This is a genomic window from Klebsiella sp. CN_Kp088 (assembly GCF_040064335.1).
Taxonomy (GTDB): Bacteria; Pseudomonadota; Gammaproteobacteria; order Enterobacterales; family Enterobacteriaceae; genus Klebsiella; species Klebsiella aerogenes.
On the sequence record NZ_JBEAIQ010000001.1, the window covers coordinates 613,973 to 635,312 of the forward strand.

21 protein-coding genes and 1 pseudogene are annotated in these 21,340 nt (G+C 50.5%); 6 read left to right on the top strand and 16 right to left on the bottom strand.

The features are described 5' to 3' along the window. Window positions 1–102: 102 nt before the first annotated feature. The 4 genes from hcp to ABLV08_RS02965 all read right to left on the bottom strand — a co-directional run bounded on the left by hcp (window position 103) and on the right by ABLV08_RS02965 (window position 4,566). The gene (hcp, locus tag ABLV08_RS02950) at window positions 103–594 is read right to left on the bottom strand and encodes a type VI secretion system effector Hcp (RefSeq protein ID WP_015366299.1); all 492 of its coding nucleotides are present in this window, start codon (window positions 592–594) and stop codon (window positions 103–105) included. 119 nt (window positions 595–713) lie between these two features. Next, entirely contained in the window at window positions 714–2,249 is a 1,536-nt protein-coding gene (tssC, locus tag ABLV08_RS02955) for a type VI secretion system contractile sheath large subunit (RefSeq protein ID WP_348855545.1), read from the bottom strand. A gap of 42 nt (window positions 2,250–2,291) precedes the next feature. After that, window positions 2,292–2,783 (bottom strand): type VI secretion system contractile sheath small subunit, encoded by a 492-nt coding sequence (gene tssB, locus ABLV08_RS02960; RefSeq protein ID WP_045363134.1) that lies wholly within the window; start codon window positions 2,781–2,783, stop codon window positions 2,292–2,294. Window positions 2,784–3,183: 400 nt separating this feature from the next. Next, window positions 3,184–4,566, bottom strand: coding sequence for a carbohydrate porin (locus ABLV08_RS02965; protein WP_142689125.1), 1,383 nt, complete (start codon window positions 4,564–4,566; stop codon window positions 3,184–3,186). 598 nt (window positions 4,567–5,164) lie between these two features. Here ABLV08_RS02965 and ABLV08_RS02970 point away from each other — a divergent pair. Both ABLV08_RS02970 and ABLV08_RS02975 read left to right on the top strand, forming a co-directional pair. Then, on the top strand, window positions 5,165–6,604 hold the full coding sequence (locus tag ABLV08_RS02970) for an MFS transporter (protein WP_162184131.1): 1,440 nt from the start codon (window positions 5,165–5,167) through the stop codon (window positions 6,602–6,604). Window positions 6,605–6,647: 43 nt separating this feature from the next. Next, entirely contained in the window at window positions 6,648–8,327 is a 1,680-nt protein-coding gene (locus ABLV08_RS02975) for a glycoside hydrolase family 43 protein (protein WP_348855547.1), read from the top strand. Window positions 8,328–8,452: 125 nt separating this feature from the next. On the opposite strand, the gene ABLV08_RS02980 is transcribed toward ABLV08_RS02975, so the two are convergent. From ABLV08_RS02980 to ABLV08_RS03015, 8 genes are all read right to left on the bottom strand, one after another. Further along, window positions 8,453–9,319, bottom strand: a complete 867-nt coding sequence (locus ABLV08_RS02980; protein ID WP_032711803.1) for an aldo/keto reductase — start codon at window positions 9,317–9,319, stop codon at window positions 8,453–8,455. A 429-nt stretch (window positions 9,320–9,748) separates the two neighbouring features. Then, window positions 9,749–10,855: a PTS fructose transporter subunit IIC gene (locus tag ABLV08_RS02985; RefSeq protein ID WP_015366291.1), complete on the bottom strand. Its 1,107-nt coding sequence runs from the start codon at window positions 10,853–10,855 to the stop codon at window positions 9,749–9,751. Window positions 10,856–10,898: 43 nt separating this feature from the next. After that, window positions 10,899–11,210, bottom strand: a complete 312-nt coding sequence (locus ABLV08_RS02990; RefSeq protein ID WP_126034178.1) for a PTS fructose transporter subunit IIB — start codon at window positions 11,208–11,210, stop codon at window positions 10,899–10,901. A gap of 45 nt (window positions 11,211–11,255) precedes the next feature. Then, on the bottom strand, window positions 11,256–11,720 hold the full coding sequence (locus ABLV08_RS02995; protein ID WP_126337813.1) for a PTS sugar transporter subunit IIA: 465 nt from the start codon (window positions 11,718–11,720) through the stop codon (window positions 11,256–11,258). 267 nt (window positions 11,721–11,987) lie between these two features. Next, window positions 11,988–12,665 (bottom strand): D-allulose 6-phosphate 3-epimerase, encoded by a 678-nt coding sequence (alsE, locus tag ABLV08_RS03000; protein WP_015366289.1) that lies wholly within the window; start codon window positions 12,663–12,665, stop codon window positions 11,988–11,990. Window positions 12,666–12,686: 21 nt separating this feature from the next. Then, window positions 12,687–13,949, bottom strand: a complete 1,263-nt coding sequence (locus ABLV08_RS03005; protein WP_015366288.1) for a PTS ascorbate transporter subunit IIC — start codon at window positions 13,947–13,949, stop codon at window positions 12,687–12,689. A 31-nt stretch (window positions 13,950–13,980) separates the two neighbouring features. Continuing rightward, window positions 13,981–14,247: a PTS sugar transporter subunit IIB gene (locus ABLV08_RS03010; protein WP_015366287.1), complete on the bottom strand. Its 267-nt coding sequence runs from the start codon at window positions 14,245–14,247 to the stop codon at window positions 13,981–13,983. A gap of 10 nt (window positions 14,248–14,257) precedes the next feature. Continuing rightward, entirely contained in the window at window positions 14,258–14,698 is a 441-nt protein-coding gene (locus ABLV08_RS03015) for a PTS sugar transporter subunit IIA (RefSeq protein ID WP_063422116.1), read from the bottom strand. Between the two features lie 222 nt (window positions 14,699–14,920). Here ABLV08_RS03015 and ABLV08_RS03020 point away from each other — a divergent pair, with 222 nt between their 5' ends. Continuing rightward, window positions 14,921–15,973 carry a LacI family DNA-binding transcriptional regulator gene (locus ABLV08_RS03020; RefSeq protein WP_075205559.1) on the top strand — a complete coding sequence of 351 codons (1,053 nt, stop codon included), beginning with the start codon at window positions 14,921–14,923 and terminating at the stop codon, window positions 15,971–15,973. A gap of 49 nt (window positions 15,974–16,022) precedes the next feature. After that, window positions 16,023–16,148: a hypothetical protein gene (locus ABLV08_RS03025; protein ID WP_348855548.1), complete on the top strand. Its 126-nt coding sequence runs from the start codon at window positions 16,023–16,025 to the stop codon at window positions 16,146–16,148. Here the strand turns inward: ABLV08_RS03025 and ABLV08_RS03030 are convergent, their stop codons facing one another. Further along, the gene (locus tag ABLV08_RS03030; protein WP_020078609.1) at window positions 16,149–17,765 is read right to left on the bottom strand and encodes an ABC transporter substrate-binding protein; all 1,617 of its coding nucleotides are present in this window, start codon (window positions 17,763–17,765) and stop codon (window positions 16,149–16,151) included. It lies immediately after the preceding gene. Between the two features lie 35 nt (window positions 17,766–17,800). Next, window positions 17,801–17,863: pseudogene (locus ABLV08_RS03035) on the bottom strand (hypothetical protein); the annotation flags it as partial. A 90-nt stretch (window positions 17,864–17,953) separates the two neighbouring features. Between ABLV08_RS03035 and mpaA the strand changes: the two are divergent. Continuing rightward, the gene (gene mpaA, locus ABLV08_RS03040) at window positions 17,954–18,667 is read left to right on the top strand and encodes a murein tripeptide amidase MpaA (protein ID WP_015366282.1); all 714 of its coding nucleotides are present in this window, start codon (window positions 17,954–17,956) and stop codon (window positions 18,665–18,667) included. Here mpaA and ycjG read toward each other — a convergent pair. Next, window positions 18,658–19,623, bottom strand: coding sequence for an L-Ala-D/L-Glu epimerase (gene ycjG / locus ABLV08_RS03045; protein ID WP_015705659.1), 966 nt, complete (start codon window positions 19,621–19,623; stop codon window positions 18,658–18,660). The genes mpaA and ycjG overlap by 10 nt on opposite strands. Window positions 19,624–19,725: 102 nt before the next feature. On the opposite strand from ycjG, the gene tpx reads away from it, so the two are divergent. Then, entirely contained in the window at window positions 19,726–20,232 is a 507-nt protein-coding gene (tpx, locus tag ABLV08_RS03050; protein WP_015366280.1) for a thiol peroxidase, read from the top strand. 28 nt (window positions 20,233–20,260) lie between these two features. On the opposite strand, the gene ABLV08_RS03055 is transcribed toward tpx, so the two are convergent. Beyond that, the gene (locus tag ABLV08_RS03055; RefSeq protein WP_072201268.1) at window positions 20,261–21,298 is read right to left on the bottom strand and encodes an AbrB family transcriptional regulator; all 1,038 of its coding nucleotides are present in this window, start codon (window positions 21,296–21,298) and stop codon (window positions 20,261–20,263) included. Between the last annotated feature and the right edge of the window lie 42 nt (window positions 21,299–21,340).

A 21,340-nucleotide genomic window follows, 5' to 3' on the forward strand; every position in this document is an offset into this window, starting at 1 on the left:
ACCAAAGCGCGCAAGGTCGGGCAGGCTGATTGTTTTTTGCTAAAAGCCAGCGGTCACAGGCGCTTAGCAAAAAAGCAGACGGCGAACCGCCTGCTTCGGGCGTCAGGCTGTCGTTCGTTCATTCCATGAATCGGAATGAATGATGTTGCCGTCTTTATAGGTCCAGGTGATTTTTTCGTAGCGCAGTTCAATCTGCTCAAGATGGCTGTGCTTCTCGTAGGCTGGGTTCTTGATGTCGTGCATCAGCGGATTGACCTTCACCACTTTCACGTTTTCCAGTTTGGTGTTGAAGTATTCCACTTCCTGACCAGCATCATTAATTTTGTACCACTTGAATTCGGCAGACTTCAGCGTCTGGCCGGTAGTCACCGCCTTGTAGAGATAGGGGCTTGAGGAGTCGATTTCCTTGGTAAACAGAAACGGCGTGTGGATACGCGTGCCGGTTAGCTTTCCGGTGTTGTTGTCGGTCGGGATGTACAGGTTATGCTCCTGCGCCACCACTTCGATGCTGCCTTCACGATCCTTCACATCCACGGAACCTTTAATGTCCGCCCCGCCGTCGTCTTTCAACCACAAATAGACTGGTATTGCCATGTTAATTACTCCATTTCATTTTTTGACACGCCATCATCCTGAGATGGCGCGGGTGTGTTGTCTGTCGCCAGACAGGCTGTAGCCTGTCGAGCCAGACGACCTGGATAGTGACAGGCGTGTTACCCTTTCGCCTTCGGCATCTGGCTAACCAGAGACAAATTGACGTCCATGCCTTCCACCTGGAAGTGCGGCACCGCGTACAGCTTGACGCGGAAGAAGCCGGGATTATCCTCGATATCTTCCACTACCACTTTCGCATCACGCAACGGATGTGAGGCCTGCAGTTCGTCACCCGGATCGGTCATTTCCGTAACCAGGCCACGAACCCAGGTATTGAGCTCCAGCTCAAGCAGGCGACGATCTTTGGTGGTGCCGATGTTCTCGCGTTGGATCAGTTTCAGGTAGTGGGCGATGCGCGACAGCAGGAAGATGTACGGCAGGCGGGCGTTGATACGGCTATTGGCTGTCGCATCCGCGGTGTCGTACAGCGCGGGTTTCTGAGTTGAGTTAGCCGAGAAGAAGCAGGCGTAGTCACGGTTCTTATAATAAGACAGCGGAATGAAGCCCAGATTGGCGAATTCGAACTCACGGGTTTCCGGGATCATCACCTCGGAAGGGATTTTCACCTGATTTCCGGTGCCGAGATCATAGAGGTGAATGGGAAGATCTTTCACCGCGCCGCCCGCCTGCGGGCCGCGGATTTGCACGCACCAGCCATTTTGAATAAAGCTGCGTACCATGTTCGAGGCGAAGGCGAATGACGCGCTGGTCCACAGATACTTTTCGTGATCCGGCCCCTTTACCTGCTCAATGTAGTTAAAGCTGCGCACCGGAACCGTGTCCGGCCCATACGGCAGACGGCCCAATACCCGCGGCATGACCAGGCCGATATAGCGCGAGTCATCGGTATCGCGGAACGATTTCCATTTAATGTACTCAGCGCGATCGAAATAGATGCCGATATCTTTAATCGCCGCGACTTCCTCCATTGAATCCTTGAGGAAAAATTTCGGCCCTACGGCGCCGATAAATGGCATATGCGCCGCAGCGGAGACTTTCGAAATATTACGCAACAGCGCCATGTCCAGCGGGCTGGCGTCAAACTCGTACGCTGAAATTACCGAGCCTATCGGCTCGCCGCCGGGGGTGTCGTATTCGGCGGTGTAAGTATGCCAGTACAGACCGCTCTGTATCAGCTCTGGCGCATCTTCAAAATCCTGACGTAAATCGTCTTTGGACACATCGAGGATTTCGGTTTTCACGTTCTGGCGATAGTCGGTGTTATCTACCAGTTGCTTCAGGCCGCGCCACAGAGATTCCACCTTCTGGAACTCCGGGTGATGCATAACAGCATCGAGTTGACGGCTTATACGGAAATCCAGCTCCGCGATGTGGTGGTCAATAAGCGTTTTATCGAGTTTCTCCACCTGCTGACCGGATTGACGAATGCAGTCCATAAAAACCTGCATCGCCGCGGTCAGGCGTTCCCCCGCCGTGGCCTCTGATAGCGCCGCATCGTCCAGAAAGACATTAATATCGCCAAGGCTTGATGCCGGGCTCAGATTGATTTTTTCAAACAGAGAAGCGTAAACGCTTTCTTTGTTCATTACGGCGGTTTGCCCCTGCGCGGGGTTCGTTTCAGTATTTACAGACATCAGCATATTCCCGGTTAATCCATTAAAAGAGATGACCGCCGTTTACTTCCCGGCAAGGGCACTCATTTCGGCGCGTAATTCGCTGGACAGAGCTGGATCTTTAAGGATTCTCTCAAGCTCTTTTCTGAAAGTAGCGTTATCTAGCAGGTTCGATTTGAGATCGCGTAATAAATTACGCATCGCCAGCATGGCGCGGAGTTGAGGGATTTGCCGGGCAACCTGTTCGGGCTCAAAGTCTTTTATATCGGAAAAACGCAGTTTAACATTGTCTTCTGAGTTATCACTGGCCAGAGTATTCTCAACGGTGAGATTGATCTCTGGGTTAAATTCAGAAAGTACGCTATTAAAATTATTCTTATTGATATCTATTTTCTGGCGCTCGGCCAATGGTCGATGCTCTTTTCCATTACTGAAATCACCAACGGTGAGCAATTTAAGCGGTAGTTCAACCTTCTTCTGCGCCCCCCCGGTATGTAAGGATAATTTTAAATTAATACGTGCCTTCGGCACCTCATTCTGGAATGAATCAGCCATAGCGGTCCCTTTTCCTTAAGGAATGATTGTGGAGTAAATTTCGTTTTATTCACAACGTTATGTTTAAAGAAACCAGGGCAATATATCAACCAGCAGATACGAAGATCCAGAGATAACGAGTCATTTAATTGGCATAGATCAATATCGCTGGTAAGCAATAATTTCAACCAATAACTCATGCAATCTCAACACGACAACCAATATGTAATTTACTCAATCACAGATGGAAACTATTTAAATATTATAAATTCAACTTTCAGCGTCGAAATAAACTCATTCCTTTTAATAAATGAATTATTAAAAGGAAGTATTAATAGAGACGTTAATAAAATAGCGTTCTGGGCGCCAAAAACTACCAGACTGGCATAGGCCAGTCTGGTATTCCCGTAAACGCATTCTCTCAGAACCACGCCTCAAACATACCGCCGATGTTCAGCGAATCCAACCGCTCGTCGCTGGTGCCGTCTACTTTCGCGGTGTGCTCGTTATTCACCTGGCCGCCGGTAACATAGAAGCGCAGCATCGGGCGGAACTCCGGACCCATGCCGATGGCGATGTTCTGCGACAACGTCAGCTTCCAGCCGTGGTTATCCCCGCCCTGGTCGTAGTCAACGCGCTGGTAGCCCGCTTCCAGCCAGGTCGAGTGCACATCGTTCCAGAAGTACATTGGCCGGACGATCGCGCCGTAGTTTTTACGGTTGTCGGTATTATCCTTGCCGTTGTCGTAGTCGTGGAAGGCCAGCAGATACTCGATCTGCGCCTGCTGGGTGAATTTATGGCTGCCCTCGAAGCTGGCGTAGACCGTGGTCAGGTCGTCGGTTTTGTTGTAGACGCTGTTATCCGAGTTGTCGGAGTAGCGCAGGATCACTTTGTTCACCCCGCTGTCGTTGGTGTGGCTCAGCACCAGCCCGCCCTGCCAGGCATCGAGGCGCGCGTCGCTGTCCACCGCTTTTGAGTCGAAGCCGTAGTTGGCGTACACCTCGACGTCGATCGGTCCGGCCTTGATGTTGTGGGTTTTGGTGGTCAGCGCGTAGTGGCCGTTGTCGCCGGTATCGGAGCTGCCGGTACAGGTGATGCGCGACGGGTTGGTCTCATCGGCCATCACTTCCGGGCTACAGGATTTCACCTGCGACACCGTCGCCACGTCGAACTGCACGCCGCCGATATCGAAGTTCTTCACCCCCGCGCCCTGGCCGTCGTGGTTCATCCAGAAGTAGTCGTTGATCCCCTGTTGCGGGCGCTGGTGGAAATCGCGGCCGGCCCAGATATAGGCGTTGGGGTTGGATTCGAGGACGTTGGTGACGCCGACGTAGGCTTTTTTCAGGTTAACCTCGTCGCTCCAGTGGTCAAACATGACGTTGAGATCCCAGATGGCCCCCTGCGCGCTTTTGAACGCTTTGCTGATCTGGAATTCGCCGCCGTTGCTTTCGTTACCGAGACGGCCAATCGCCGAGGCACCGTTATAGGAGCCGTCGACGCCGACATATTTCTGGTCGCCGGTCTGGAAATGGGCGCCATAGCGGGCGTAGCCGCTAAATTTCAGGCCGAAAGGGATCGCCAGATCCGGCGAAGCGGCGGTGGTTTGCGGGTTGGTCATCACGTCGACCTTTTTATCGGCCGCAGCGTCGATTTTAGCCTGGCGGTCGGCCAGCGCTTTATCGACGGCTTTCGCGACGATGGCGTCGATCTGTTCCTGGGTAAATTCTTGGGCTATTACAGAGGTAAACGGAGAAAACGCGGCGATAACCGCCATAGTTAATGGAAGCTTTCTAATCATTGTCATCATTATCTCAATAGAGGTTAATTTTATTCAGACAATAACAACCTTACTCTGGCTACGCAGAATATGTCGCTACTGTGAGAACAATTTATTTTTATTTTGTACCGTTACAGAGGTTTTAAATTAGTATCGTAATTCTTTCTCCACAATCGAAATTAATGATTAGCGCTGATAGAAAATCATCGCCACAGTGATTCTGCCGCGTGGGCATCATTATATGGTGAGTAAAACCCTTGATAGTTATCCGCCTAAACTAAGATGGCATAATACCTCCGACATTGGTGAATGTAAGAAATGTAACAACTATGACACATCCTGTATTCTATAAACCGGTTGCTCAATTACGATATTTCACTCAGCGATTGAGAAAACACTCAAATGTGAGCCACCTCGCAAATATTACTTTCAAATATTTAATGCGAGAAAATCCATATAGAGTACATAGATTGTGTCAAGTGGCTGTTGCTCTGAGGATCACAGAAGTAAAAAAACATAATTAATTAATTTAAAAACGTAATAGATTCTTCGAGATCATTTGTGTCAGAAAGTGTTTCACACTCACACAACAAACCGGAGTCTACTCAGAATGGGTAAAAAAATAATGCAAAGTCGCAATGATGAATATCATAAGTTAACTCGTGGGGAACGTATTGGCTACGGGATGGGCGATTTTGCGCAAAACCTGGTTTTCGGCACAATAGGCGGCTTTCTTGCTCTACATATGTTGACGGTGAATACGATCAGTACGGCCACTGCGGGGTTCATTTTTCTTTTCGTACGAATAATCAATGTGTTTTGGGATCCGATGGTTGGAACCTATGTAGACAAAAGGACGTCAGTCGCGGGTAAATACCGTCCCTGGCTGTTAAGAGCCGGCGTGCCGCTGGTGATCCTTTCCGCTTTGCTTTTTGCTCCCATTCCTGGCGTGAGAGGTTCCGTACCGTTCGCCTTTATCATTTATTTAGCGCTGGATTTAGTCTACTCCCTGGTGAATATCCCTTATGGTTCTCTTAATGCCTCACTGACAAGAGATCCGGAATCTATTGATAAATTAACCAGTACGCGAATGATGCTGGCTAATAGCGCCAATCTTCTGGTGTATACCCTTTTTCCGATGTTCGTGCAAATGGCCTCACCAAAAGACCGTAGCCTGAAGGATACCGGTTTTTTTGGCATAGAACTCAATCTGGGAAACTATACCGATCCATCAGCAAATTACGCCTGGTTCGGCGTCTACTCCGTGTATATGTTATTAGGTGCGGTGGCACTTTTCATTTGCTATAAATTCACTAAAGAACGCGTTGTTGCGACCGCGGAACAGACCGCCAACGTTAAAACAACCGATCTGTTCCTTGAACTTAAAAATAATCGTCCACTCGTCATTCTTGGATTGTTTTTCATGCTGGCCTTTACCTTCATGTTCTTTATGAACACGGTTAACGGCTTTTTCAATCAGTATGTTGTTGGTCACTCCGAATGGATGGGCGCCGTTGGGCTGGTCGCCTCTATACCCGGCATTGCGTTCCCCATATTTTGGCCAAAACTAAAAAAGATTTTTGGTAAAAAAGGCTTCTTCCACATTTTCCTGGGAATGTTTATTGCCGGTGAATTATTAACTTACGTCTGGTCGCGTGAAGGCATGCACGATGCGCTGTGGCTTGCTTACATCGCCACATTCATTAAACAGTGGGGCTTAACCTCAGCCACCGGATTTATGTGGGCGCTGGTTCCTGAAGTTATTGCTTATGGTGAATTAAAGTCTGGTAAGCGAAATGCAGCAATTATTAATGCCATTATGGGCCTGTTTTTCAAGATTGGCTTTACCATTGGCGGCGCCATTCCTCTGTGGCTGCTGGCCGTCTATGGATTTAATGAAACCGGCGCGCAGCAAAGCGCGAGCGCTATCGATGGGATTATGATGACAGCGGTCTGGATCCCCATCGCCTTAGCGATTGTATCAATGATTGTCATGCAAATTTATCCCATCTCAGACAAACACGTCAGCGACATTAACCGCCAGCTTGATGAGATTCGGGTGTAAATCCAATACAGAGTAAACTTTAAATTTATAAAGGTGTAATAATATGTCCCTTATCCAAAACCCTATATTACGTGGTTTTAATGCCGACCCTAGTATTATCCGTGTTGAGGACACCTACTATATCGCCAACTCGACATTTGAGTGGTTTCCTGGCGTTCGTTTACATGAATCAAAAGATCTGAAGCACTGGAATCTTCTGCCGTCGCCATTGTCAACCACTACCCTCTTAGATATGAAGGGGAATCCGTCTTCAGGCGGCATTTGGGCTCCGGCGCTCTCTTATGCGGATGGTAAATTCTGGTTAGTGTATACCGATGTGAAAGTCACCGAAGGTGCCTTTAAAGACATGACAAACTACCTGACCACCGCAACAGATATTCGCGGCCCGTGGAGTGCGCCGATAAAACTGAATGGCGTGGGTTTCGATGCTTCACTTTTCCATGACGATGATGGCCGTAAATATATTGTGCAACAGACGTGGGATCATCGGGAGTATCACCATCCTTTTGATGGGATTACCTTAACAGAGCTTGATACAACAACTTTAAAATTAATGCCGGAAACCGCGCGTACCATCTATCGCGGTACCGCAGTGGCGCTCGTCGAGGGACCTCATCTCTATAAACTGAACGGTTATTACTATCTCTTTGCCGCTCAGGGGGGGACAGTTTTTACTCATCAGGAGGTGGTAGCCCGTTCCAAGACATTAAACGCCGACAGCTTCGAAACAGAGCCTGGCGAGGTATTTTTAACTAACGTTGATACCCCTGACAGCTATATCCAGAAACAAGGACACGGCGCTTTGGTTTCGACGCCCGAAGGCGAATGGTATTATGCTTCGCTCTGCGCTCGTCCGTGGAATCGCCCAGGCGAGTCTATTTATGATCCTCGCGGCTGGTCTACCCTTGGCCGGGAAACGGCCATCCAAAAAGTATATTGGGATGAAGATGGCTGGCCGCGTATTGAAGGCGGTCACGGCGGTAAAACGTTTGTCGAGGGCCCGAAAGACGCCATTTATACCGAAAGCGCGAAAGATAATAGCCAGCACGATGAATTTACTACGCCAGCGCTTAATCTCAACTGGAATACCCTGCGGGTACCGTTTACCGAAAAGATGGGTACCACAGGCGACGGAAAGCTTACCTTAATCGGCCAGGGATCATTAGCGAATACGCATGATTTGTCGTTGATTGCCCGCCGCTGGCAAGCCTTTTACTTTAATGCTGAAGTTAAAGTCGCTTTTAATCCTTTCAGCTACCAACAAATGGCCGGATTAACCAATTACTACAACGACCGTCACTGGAGTTTTGCTTTTGTAACCTGGAATGAAATTAACGGCAGAGTCATCGAGGTTGCCGAGAACAATCGTGGAAAATATACTTCGTACCTGAAAGATAACGCAATTAAGATTCCTGACGACGTCGAATACGTGTGGTTACGGACGAAAGTCAGGAAGCAGACCTATAGCTATGAGTATAGTTTTGACGGCGCCGAGTTTATTGAAATTCCGGTAGTTTTCGATGCCGCAGTCCTTTCCGATGACTATGTTCTGCAAAGCTATGGCGGGTTCTTTACCGGTGCATTTGTAGGTCTTGCGGCAGTAGACTACTCAGGCTACGGCGCCAGCGCTGAATTTTATCATTTCGATTATCAAGAGTTTGGCGACTCGTTAATTGGCACGGATGTTTATAGTTGGGAGGCTGGCGAGCTACGTGCTGATTAGTTTGATGAACGTCTTTTATAGTCAACCTGGCGCAGATTAACCCGGTAAGAAGAAAGCGAAGATCTGTGGATTGGCAATGTTTATATCAGGACGGTGGGTTCCCCCACCGTCTCGTTATGACTTTTTTACTGCTTTTTAACGCCCAGACAACCACGTACAAATTCCGGATTAAAATGTTTCACCGCTTCACCCACATAGCCTAAATCCAGTGCACTAATTAGCGCCATTTCGCTATCGGTTAGGGAGAAATCCCAGAGATCAAAGTTTTCTGCAATACGTTCCTGCCGGGTGGATTTAGGAATTACCGTGACGCCGCGCTGCACGTTCCAGCGCAGAATAACCTGGGCGATGGTTTTTTGATGGGCAGCGGCAATCCCCTGCAGCATTTCATTTTCATACGGTTTATGTCTCCCGCCGCCTAACGGCGCCCAGGCTTCGGGCTGAACGTTATAGCGCTTCATGGTTTCCAGCGCGGCGGGTTGCGCAAAATAAGGATGTAATTCGACCTGGTTCACCATGGGCTTAATTCTGACGGTTTCACAGAAATTAACTAACACGTGAGCGTAGAAGTTGGACACGCCGATGGCTTTCAGTTTACCGGCTTCATAAGCCTCTTCCAGCGCGCGCCAGGCGCTGAAATAATCGCCCATGGCCTGATGCAATAAATAGAGATCAAAATACTCCAGGCCCGATTTTTTCAGCGACGCCTCAATACCGGCTTTAGCCACATCACCGTTGGCCATGTCCTGAACCCACAGTTTCGACGTGATAAATAACTCCTCACGGGTACACAACCCTTCAGCGATGGCCTCGCGAACCGCGTCACCCACGGCATCTTCATTGGCGTAGATGGCAGCGGTATCAATCAGGCGATAACCGGTACGAATAGCGCATAATACCGACTGCTTACACTCTTCTTTATCGGTAACCTTAAACACGCCAAAGCCGACCATCGGCATTCTGAGGTTGTTACTTAATACTGAATATTTCACGGCAAGGCCCCTGTCATGTTAAAACACCATTTTAGGCCGGAAACACCACCATGATTAGTCTGTCATTTCTGATTTGACCTATGCAGCGAATTCATAAATACAGGCAGGTTGATTGGCGCAACGCTACAGAGCGGCGAACGTATTGAATTAATGCCGGATATGGAAACGACGAGTAAGAGTGAACCACAAAATATTGCTGCTTTTTACACTCATGCTCTTCACCCAAGGTTAATCGTCAGGGCCGTAATTGATTATTAGATAGTCTTTTTAAGTAATTCTGATAACATGCCTGTAACAAATAGGCCACCATGGCGACCCATTTGTTACTCGTGGCGATAAGAACAGAATGCAGAAATAATATATGTCGCGATAATAATAACATTCATTGTGAACGCGACATCATGTTACGGCATGCCATTATGCATATATCTAACTAATCTTAATATCATCGAAGTTGATATCTTCCTCTTCTTGATCGTTATTGATAACAACATCGCGAGGAACATCTTTTTTGATGACAGCATAAATGGTTGCTGTTACTAATATATTAACTATCAATGCCATAATACCTGCCATGGGATTTGACATTGTTGGGAGCATCAATACCCCGCCAAAAGGTACAGTTGCATCCGCACCATACACCATGGTGATTGCACCACCACAAGCACCGCCGATGGCCGCTGCTGCAATACCGCGAACGATATCATTCATCACTATAGGGATAGACCCTTCAACAATATTCACTACCCCCATAGGAACCGCCGACTTTAACATTTCGATTTCTTCGTTATTATAGATATTTTTGCGAAGCAGTTTGGCGATAAAAAATGCAAGCCCAAAACCGATAGGTGTTGCCGTGTTGACTAACTGAAGGGCCGTAACTGGCTCATTTATACCCTGTGCCTGGAGAGTTAAGACGAATGCAAAGCACGTTTTATTGATCGGCCCACCAAAGTCAACGATACACAACGCCCCAATAACAGCACCTAATACTAAATTAGATGAAGTTCCCATACTTCTCAGGAACGATGTGAGTGCATCGGTAAAAATACCAATAGGCGTGCCGATGATATAGACCATGAGCAGAGCACTGAAAATGGATGCAAAAAATGGCACAATCAATGTCGGCATTAAACCCCGGGCCCAGCCAGGAACCTTCACATTTTTAATGATAGCAAGAGCAATATACCCGGAAATGTAGCCACCGATCATGCCCCCGATAAAACCCGCACCAATAGCATTAGCTGCCAGACCGACAACAAAACCAGGGGCAATACCGGGCTTACCTGCGATCGAACCGGAAATTCCGATAGCAATAACGACGGGCAATAGTCCGAGCGCCTTAGCTCCCATGGTAGCGAAAGCCTGCCACAGATCAAATTGACCCGATACTAAAGTGTCCTGAACCGTCCCGCCAAAACCCATACCGATGGCAATAATAAACCCAGCACCACAGACAATCGGAATCAAGAATGAGATGGCAGTCAGCAGATGACCTTTAGGGTTTGCTGCTTTCCATATTTCTTTTATATTCATAAATTACGCCCTTTATTTTATATAGGATACGCATAGGTAGGTGTTATGAATTGACTAATTCACCAAGCTTTTCAATAAGCTTATTTGGTGATTTAACTGCCATTTCCGTTGGTACTTTGACGACTTTCTTCCCGGCAAATCTTTCTTCACCTGAAACTTTAACATCGGCGGCTAACAGAACAATGTCGGCTTGTGCAATTTCTTCAGCGGTCAAGACATTCTCGATACCTATAGTGCCTTGCGTTTCGATTTTGACATTGTGACCGGCCTTTTTTGCTGCTATTTCAATTTTCTTTTGCGCAATATAAGTGTGTGCAATACCTACAGTGCAGGCTGTAATTCCAACAATATTCATAACTATTCTCCAGGGTTAATTGTTTTCGATGCTATGATAATTAAATTAAGCGCTGGCACCTTCAGCATTTAAAAGATCAATGATTTTCTGCGGGGAATCTTCCATCAGTAATTTTCCTACTATCTCTTCATCGGCAAGTGAACCTGAAACCTGGGATAATAATCGGATGTGGGTGGTATTTTGATCCTCCAGGCATACAGCAAATAAAATAATACAACGAACGTCACTACCATCCATAGTTTCCCAGGGGATATGATGTTGGGTTCGTCCAATGGCCAATGCTGTACGGGCTACGCCTGAGGATTTACCATGAGGGATCGCTATATGATTTTCGAATCCAGTGGAGCCCTGTTCTTCGCGTAACCAAACATCTTGCAGAAAAATATCTTTATTAATAACAACTCCATCACGTACTAATAAGTCGGCTAATTCTTCAATTGCTTCTTCCTTACTCTTAGCCATCATGTTTAATTTAATATTTTTTACGTTCAGTACACTCGAAATGTCCATAAGTTACCTTCGTTAACATAAATAATCATCTGTAATCAGCGATACCAGCTTCTGCCACCACGTAGTCTGCCAAACCCGTCGGGGCCGGACAGCATAATAGATAGCATCCGCAAGCGTACGACGAGGCGTCGCAAGCGAACTCCAGATATAAAAAGGGTTACAGCGCTCTCAACCATATAAATCTAACGCGAAGGCAAAGAGACAGACCGGTTAAATAGACACTTTGCACTGCGCAATGGCTCAATACGGCTGAGCGCGCTGCAATTTTCAGGCAGCGATTTCGCGTTGATAGATATCGACCATTTTATCCCATGCATCGCTGACATTATCCGCCAGGGAGAACAGGCCCGAGGTTCCCACAATAAAGACGTCAACGCCCGATTGGGAGATAACATTAAAAGTTTTCTCGTTACAGGAGCCATCAATTTCGGTCAGATAGTGGTAACCATGCACTTCGCGCATCGCGATCAGCTGTTTAATTTTATTGAGCGATTCTGGGATAAATTTCTGACCTGCGTAGCCCGGGTCAACCGACATGACGGTCACTTTATCCAGCAGGTGCGCGTACTCTTTAATAGCATCCGCCGGAGTAGCTGGGTTCAACACTACGCCGCAGCGACGACCCGCGTCTTTAATCTGGTTCAACAGCCGGAATATTTTGTTATTCGCCGTCTCAGGGTGGAAGCTGATAATATCGGCCCCGGCATCAATACACATTGGAATTATATCTTCCGGGTGATTCACCATCAGATGTACGTCGATCGGCACATCGGTAATTTTTTTCAGGTTTTCGATAAAAAACGGTGATAGCGTAATATTCTTCACATAGTTACCGTCCATAATATCGACGTGATAAAAATCAGCCCGACCGTTCATTGCCGTAATTTGCTCTCTGAATTGCGTTAAATCCATACACATTAACGAGGGCGAAAATTTAGCTGCCATACCTCACCTCTATAAAATTAGTTAGTTAAACAGTGACACGACATGCCCAAGAATGATGCCAACAACGCCAAAGTCCGCATCGCCAAAAGTGGTGGATGCAAAGCCAAGGTCGCCCATCAGGGGCAGCAAAATCGCGGGCAAAAAAGAAATCAACAGACCGTGAGCGAATGCCCCCACCACCGCGCCGCGACGACCGCCGCAGATGTTGCCGTAAACGCCCGCCGTCGCGCCGCAGAAGAAGTGCGGCACCAGGCCGGGAACAATGACGCTCAGGCCAAGCAGCGGACACAGGAACATACTCACCAGACCAGCGGCAAAACTTGACAGGAAGCCGACGATCACCGCGTTCGGGGCGAACGGAAAGACGGTTGGACAGTCGAGCGCCGGTTTCGCGTCTTTCACCAGCTTGTCGGCGATGCCTTTAAAGGCCGGAACAATTTCGGCAATAATCATGCGAACACCCGCAAGGATGATCCACACGCCTGCCGCGAAGGTCAGCGACTGGATAATGGCGAAGATGATAAAGTTCTGACCACCACTGATGCTGGTCTCAACAAACTCTTTACCTGCGACCAGTACCAGAATCAGGAACAGAATCATCATCGTCAGCGAGATAGCTACCGAGGAGTCACGCAGGAAGTTCAGCGTTTTCGGCACCTTCAGCTCTTCAATCGACGGGCTGCCTTTACCGATCGCTTTTCCCACCAGCGCCGACAGCAGATACCCGGTTGAACCAAAGTGGCCCAGCGCCAGGTCATCAGTGCCGGTAATTTTGCGGGTAAATGGCTGCAGAATAGCCGGAGAGACCACCATCATGATGCCGAGGATTACCGCCCCCACCAGTACCACCCAGAACGGCGACAGACCGCCGACAGAGAGAATGACAGCCAGCATCGCCGACATATACAGCGTGTGGTGGCCTGTCAGGAAGATGTATTTCAGCGGCGTAATGCGGGCAAGAACAATGTTAAACAACATCCCCAGCACCATGATCATGGCTGTCGCAGTACCGTAGTTTTTCTGCGCCAGCGCCGCCATGGCGTCAGTATTGGGGACAACACCCTGAATATGGAAGGAGTGCTCAAACAGCTGGCTAAACGTCGTTAACGTCGTGGCGACAATCGCCGCCCCGGATGTTAATATCACAAACCCCATAATGGTTTTGAGGGTTCCGGAAATAACGTCGGAAACTGCTTTTTTCTGCAATAATAAGCCGATCAGGGAAAACAAACCGACCAGTATTGCTGGTGTGCCCAACACATCATGAATAATAAACTGCAGCATAGAATGACTCCGTAAGGCCGCAAATAATTAATCAGAGATTCTCGGAAAGAATTTCTTTGATTTTATTGTTATCCAGCAGGTTAGATAAACCAAAAACCTGGGCAGAATGGCTGGACAGATGTTCAGCTATATCCCTGGCGCTAAGAATAATATCGGCAGTTTCGCTTTTTGCTGAAGTCAGATCGGTATGGGAAACCTCTGCTTCTTTATTTAACTCTGTAATGATTTTTTTCACGTTCATTTCAACGATAAAGCTACTACCTAAACCGTTACCGCAAACAATCAGAACCTTTTTCATCTCTACCTCACTATCCATTGATAACGGCTTGAATTTTCGTCATTGATGAGGCTTTCAGCAGTGCTGAGAGTCGTTCATCATCGCTAAAAATGTCCGCCAGGGCTGTAATCATGTTGATGTGTTCATCTCCCGAAAGCGCACACAGCATAATCACGACGTAAATAGGGTCATTCTCTTCCGAGCCAAAAGAAACGCCTTTTTTAATATGCAAAAGCGATAAACCATTTTTAATTGCACCTTGCTCCGGGCGAGCATGAGGCATCGCCAGACCAGGCGCTAAAACATAATAGGGACCAAGTTTTTCATGGCTGTTAAAAATGGCCTGAATATAATTTTCAGTAATCGCCTCTTTCACCAATAAGGGTTGAGCCGATAACGTAATTGCCTGTTTCCAGTCACTGACTGAATCCACAATCTGGATATTTTCCGTTGGTAACCAGGTCGTGATCATAAATTCCCCGATAGCATTGAAAGTGAGCCTACTATAGTGGAATCTCTTCGCGGCTTACCGTGATCTTCATCTCAAAGTTAGCGCTAACATGGCAACAATGTTAAAATTCTTGTTACCGCTAACTTTGTTATCCATACTTATCATTACTTTGCAGTTGGGCAATGCGTAAAATGCCAAACATCATTTACAATGGCTGCCCAGTCAGGCGAAAGGAGGACACCAGTGCAGACGTTAGAAGCGGACGATAGCGCGAGAGAAAAACGCAGGAAAAACACCGGTAAAATTACGCTTGCTGAAGTGGCAAAACTGGTCGGCGTGAGCACGATGACCGTGTCACGCGCGTTACGCATGCCTGAAAAAGTGAATCCTGAACTGCGTACACGCATTGAAGCCGCAGTAAGCGAGCTGGGCTATGTGCCAAATCTGCAGGCCCGCAACCTTGCCTCTGCTGACTCCAGTCTGGTGATGGGCGTGGTTCCCTCTTTTTCCTCCCCGGGCTTTCTTGCCGTCTCCGAAACACTACAGACCGTGCTCACGACCCAGGGCTATAGCATGATGTTTATCGAGTCCGGTCAGGGTGGACAGAGTGAAGAAAAAGCTTTTGCGCAAATGCTCGCTTACAACCCGGCTGCGATTGTTCAATTCAATATTGATAACATCAGCAGTTGTTCGCAAATGATAAGTAACACCGGCGTGCCGGTGGTTGAGATTGGCGCCATCAATCGCGATGCGAGCTGGGTCAGTATTGGCGTTGACTATGCCGCAGCCATCAAAAAGTTGGTCACATCGCTTGTACAGACCGGATATAAAAATATCGGCCTGCTTTGCACGGCTTCCAATAACATTATGTTTCGCCAGGTACTAAGCGGTTGGAACAGCGCGATGCTCTCCGTTAACCACTCTCCGCATCGCGTGGTGACCTCTCACCTGCCGGCAGGCATTACGACCGGCCTGAACCTGCTCGGCGATATTCGTATCACCTGGCCTGAGCTTGATGCGCTGATTTGCACATCCGATGAAATCGCCTGCGGTTGCATTATGGCCTGCCATGGCGCGGGGCAAAAAGTGCCCGACTCTCTGGCACTGGCAAGCCTGAGCGGGGGGACTCTTGCCGCCGTTTGCTCACCGGCGCTGACTGCCGTCGAATTCCCCTGGAGTGAAACGGGAACCCTCGCAGGACAAACATTGCTGGAGCTGCTGGCGGGTAATTCGACGGATAAATTCATTGAATTACCTTCAGCGTTACAAGTTCGCGCCAGCACCCGAAAGCCGTAGTTTTAGTGACATATTTATTTGTTATCCCGCCAAATACGGCAGGATAACTATGCGTCAGAAAAGTGATGCTTTCTGCTACGGCGGATGTGGGTCAGAAGGAGAAACTGGCGCAGTAAGCCGCGCCAGTTCTGAGGTTAGCGATGGTTGCCTGACGCCATCAGGCAACCGCTACTGATTAATGCTTCACAATATACATCGTGCGGCTGTACGCCACGTCTTCCGGATTGGTGATCGGGTATCCTTTTAACCACGGCTTGATCAGGCGGCCGTTGGTATACTGATATATCGGCGCAATAGGCGCTTTGGCCATGATGATTTTCTCTGCCGCATTGTAATCATCGTTACGCGCTTTTTCCGAGGTTTCCTGCGCCGCCTGGGTGAGGATCTTATCGTATGCCGGATCGTTAAAGCGCGAGATATTACCGCTATGAGTAGAAGTGAGTAGCGACAGGAAAGTCGACGGCTCGTTGTAATCCCCTACCCACGATGCGCGGATAACGTCAAAATTACCGGTATTACGGCTATCGATATAGGTCTTCCACTCCTGGTTTTGTAGCTTCACATCCACACCAAGGTTTTTCTTCCACATCGATGCCACGGCGATGGCGATCTTCTGGTGATTTTCCGACGTGTTGTACAGCAGCGTCAGCTTCAGCGGACGGTCCGGGCCATATCCTGCCGCCGATAGCAGCGCTTTAGCCTGGGCATTAAGCTCGGCCTGGCTCATGCTTTCAAACTGCGAAGGCTGCGGGGTAAAGCCTGCGGTGACGTCAGGGGTGAACCGCCAGGCCGGTTTCTCACCGGTACCGAGGATTTTCTCCGCCATAATCCGCCGGTCGATGGTCATGCTTAACGCCAGACGCACGCGCTCATCGGCGGTTGGCCCTTTCTGGGTATTGAAAGCGTAATAATAGGTACCTAACTGCGGCGGCGTGTAGACCTGTCCGGGAATATCCTTCAGTAGCTTCTGATACATATTTTTCGGGAAGGATTCGGTGATATCGATATCACCCGCCAGATAACGTTTGGTCGCCGAAGATTCCTGGTTAATCGGCACGAAAGTCACCTGCTTAATCACCGTTTTGGCGTTATCCCAGTATTGTGTATTCGGCACGACAACCAGCTTCTCATTCACCACCCGGTCTTTCAGCACATAGGCGCCGTTGCCGATAAGGCTGCCCGGGCGCGTCCAGTTAGCGCCGCTTTCGACGTTGGCTTTCTGCACCGGATAGAACGCAAAGCTGGCGGTCAGGTTGCTGAACCACGGCAGCGGTTTATCCAGCTGCACGCGCAGCGTGTGGGCATCGACCGCCGTCACCCCAAGGGTGTCCGGCGCTGCTTTACCATCAATAATATTTTGCGCATTACTGATACCCGCCAAGGCGGCGAACCAGGCAAATGGCGAGGTGGTTTTCGGATCCACCAGCCGCTGCCAGCTATAGACGAAATCCTGCGCCGTCACCGGGGTGCCGTCGGACCAGCGCGCGTTATCACGCAGGGTAAAGGTCCAGACGCGGTTATCGTTGCTCTGCCAGCGGGTCGCCACGCCAGGGATGATATTGCCTTTCGCGTCCTGGTTCACCAGCCCTTCGAACAGATCGCGGATAACCTGAATTTCCGGCAGGCCGACGGCTTTAGCGGGATCTAATGAAGCGGGCTCGTCTTTTATATGGCGTACCAGCTGCTGTTTTTCAGCTAATACGGTTCCCGGAGGCACGTCCGCCGCCCAGGCAAGAGAAGAAACGCTGGCTAACCACAGCGCGCCGCATGTCAATGTGACAGGATACTTCATGAGATCCCCTTTTAAATGAACAAACCAGTGCTGGCAGAGCGATAATTATTTGTTTCCCCACCTGAAATTGCAAACGGCTTATGATAGAAAATTGACATGACGAGTTTTTTCGCCAGAGAGGGAAAGCGTTTGATTCCGGGACGCTTTTCTACAACACTGCTAACAATAACCTGATGACAGGATACCCTATGCCCGTTTCACGCCCTCGTCCCCTGCGCGGCGCTTTCCCGCCAGGCACGCAACGTTACGGCCAGTCGCATCTCGGCGCGCCGCTGCTGTGGTTCCCCGCTCCGCTGGCAGATAGCCGCAGCGGTCTGATTATCGCCGGCACGCACGGCGACGAAAACTCGTCGATCGTCACCCTCTCCTGCGCGTTGCGCACGCTAAAACCGGAGTTGCGTCGCCATCACGTGGTATTAACGGTCAACCCTGACGGCTGTCAGCTAGGGTTACGCGCCAACGCCCGCGGTATCGATCTCAACCGTAATTTCCCGGCCGCTAACTGGAAGGCGGGAGAAACGGTGTATCGCTGGAATAGTGCAGCCGAAGAGCGTGATGTGGTTCTGCTGACCGGTGAAAAACCCGGTTCGGAGCCCGAAACCCAGGCGCTGTGCCAACTGATCCACCAGATCCATCCGGCGTGGGTAGTCTCCTTCCACGATCCGCTGGCCTGCATTGAGGACCCCGGCCACAGCGAGCTGGGACAATGGCTCGCCGGGGCCTTTAATTTACCGCTGGTGGGCAGCGTCGGTTACGAAACGCCGGGCTCTTTTGGCAGTTGGTGCGCCGATATCGGCCTGCCGTGCATTACCGCCGAATTTCCGCCGGTCTCCGCCGACGAAGCGACAGAAAAGTACCTCGCGGCGATGACCGATTTACTGCACTGGCACACTCACAGATGAAGCATGCCGGTGCTGAACTTCAGCGCCGGTTCCACATCTACCGCCAGCCAGGTCGGGCCATCGAGATCCGCAAAACGGGCCAGCGGCGCCAGCGGCAGCGCGGCGGAAATGGCCCGTGAAGTACAAAGCATACAGCCCAGCATCCTCTTATAACCCAGCCGTTCAGCCTCCTGCGCCAACAGCAATGCCTCGGTCAGACCACCGGTTTTATCCAACTTAATGTTGACCATTTCGTAGCGCCCCTGCAGCGCCGGTAGGCTTTCCCGCGTATGACAGCTCTCATCGGCGCAGATCGGCAGCGGATGAATGAAGTTTTCCAACGCCTCATCCGCGCCGGCCGGTAACGGCTGCTCCAGCATCGCCACGCCGAGATCGGCCAATAGCTGACAGCGCGCCGCCAGACCTTCGCCACGCCACGCTTCGTTAGCATCAACGATCAACGTCGCCTGCGGCACCGCGTCGCGAATAGCAACCAGCCGCTCGCTAATCAAATGATCGTCGAGCTTGACCTTCAGCAGCCGCGCGCCTTTCTCCCACAGCGCGGCGGCGCTGGCCGCCATCTGTTCCGGCGTGCCGATTACCACGGTTTGCGCCGTCACCACTTCGCGCGGCAGATTGACGCCAAGCAGCTGCGGCAACGTTTTCCCCGCGCGGCGCGCCTCCAGATCCCACAACGCGCAGTCGACGGCGTTGCGCGCGGCCCCAGCCGGCAGTAGCTGTTGCACTTGCTCGCGGGTAGCGCCGCGCTCAAGCTGCTCGCCGATCGCCATAATCTGCGCCATCACCGAGGCGATGCTTTCCCCGTAGCGCGGATAAGGCGTACATTCTCCGGCCCCTTTTACCCCATCCTCTTCTATTTCCACCACCACGACTTTGGCCTCGCTGCGGCTGCCGCGAGAGATAACAAACGGCGTGTGAAGCGGCCATGATTCTTCAAAAACTCGCAGGTTGCGCATTCCCTGGGCCTCTTAGGTAAATGTTAAATAGAGTTTGCCGTGTTGCTGGCTGATGTCATACACTAACTACGACGTTAACTATATGTAAACAGGAAGATAACCATGTCGCAAACCGTACATTTCCAGGGTAACCCAGTGTCCGTTCAGGGCTCCATTCCGCAGGCTGGCGCGAAGGCGCAGCCGTTTACGCTGGTCGCCAAAGATCTCTCTGACGTCACGCTGAGCCAATACGCTGGTAAACGTAAAGTACTGAATATTTTCCCAAGCATCGATACCGGCGTCTGCGCGGCATCGGTTCGCAAATTCAACCAACTGGCTTCTGAGCTGAACAACACCGTGGTGCTGTGCATCTCCGCTGACCTGCCGTTCGCGCAGTCCCGTTTCTGCGGCGCAGAAGGCCTGAGCAATGTGGTCACCCTGTCCACCCTGCGCGCGCCGCAGTTCCTGGCAGATTATGGCGTTGCTATCTCCGCAGGCCCGCTGGCGGGTCTGGCTGCACGCGCCGTCGTTGTTATCGATGAAAACGACCAGGTGGTATACAGCCAGCTGGTTAACGAAATCACCGAAGAGCCGGATTACGATGCGGCGCTGGCTGCGCTGAAAGCGTAATCGCTTCCCTTCTGTTATCAAGCCTCCTTCAACGGGGGCTTTTTTCTTTGCGCGGCGCATAGCGCGAAATTAACCGCGCGGTGGCCGGGCCGGTGAGCAATATGGTAAACAGGCGCAGCGTTTGCATCGCCATGATAAAAGACATATCCGCCCGGGTACCGACGGCGATTATCGCCACCGTATCCAGACCCCCGGGGCTGGTCGCCAGATAGGCGGTGAGAAAATCCAGCGGCAGCAGGTGCGTTAACGCTAAAGCCATCAGCGCGCACAGCGCGATCAGGCCGACGATGGCGGCGATGATTTGCGGTAGCGTCTTCAGCGCCAGCATAAAAATCTCGCGATTAAACTGCAGGCCAACCGTCCAGCCAAGCGCGGTATACGCCAGCACCAGTAACCATTCCGGTAGCTCCAGCAATAGCATGCCTTCACCCTGCGCCAGCGCACCGGCCAGCATCGGTAACAACATTGCCCCGGAAGGGATGCGTAAACGTAACCCTAACCAACCGGCGACCGCAGTCAATAGCAACGTTAACGGTAGATTAAAAGTCAGCGGCGGGAACCAGACGATCTGCTGGGTCATCTCCTGCGCCTCGCCGCCGAGCGCGAAACGCACCACCATTACCGCCGCGCCAACCACGAACAGTACCCGCAGATACTGCATCAGGGCCACCAGACGAACGTCGGCGCCATACTCTTGGGCCATCACCACCATCGCCGAAGCGCCGCCCGGCGAGCTTCCCCACGCGCCGGTTGCCCCGGGTAGCGAACTGTAACGCACCAGCAGCCAGCCGGTCAGCGCGCTGATAGCCAGCGTGGAAAGGAGGATAATCAACACCAGCGCCCAGTTGGCGGCCAGAACGCCGAAAATAGACGGGGTTAGCGCGCGGGCGATCATACAGCCGATGATAGCCTGAGCGGAGATAAAGAATGGACGAGGGAGACGAATCGTGGCGCCGCGCAGACTAAGGGTAATTCCGGCGATAAGCGGGCCAAGCAGCGGCGCAGCGGGAAGATGGAGCCGGAACAGCACAAAGGAGAGCACGGCGGAGAGTGCCAGTAATATCATCCACTGAGGCCAATCCCGTTGCTTCGCCAACCGTCACCTTCC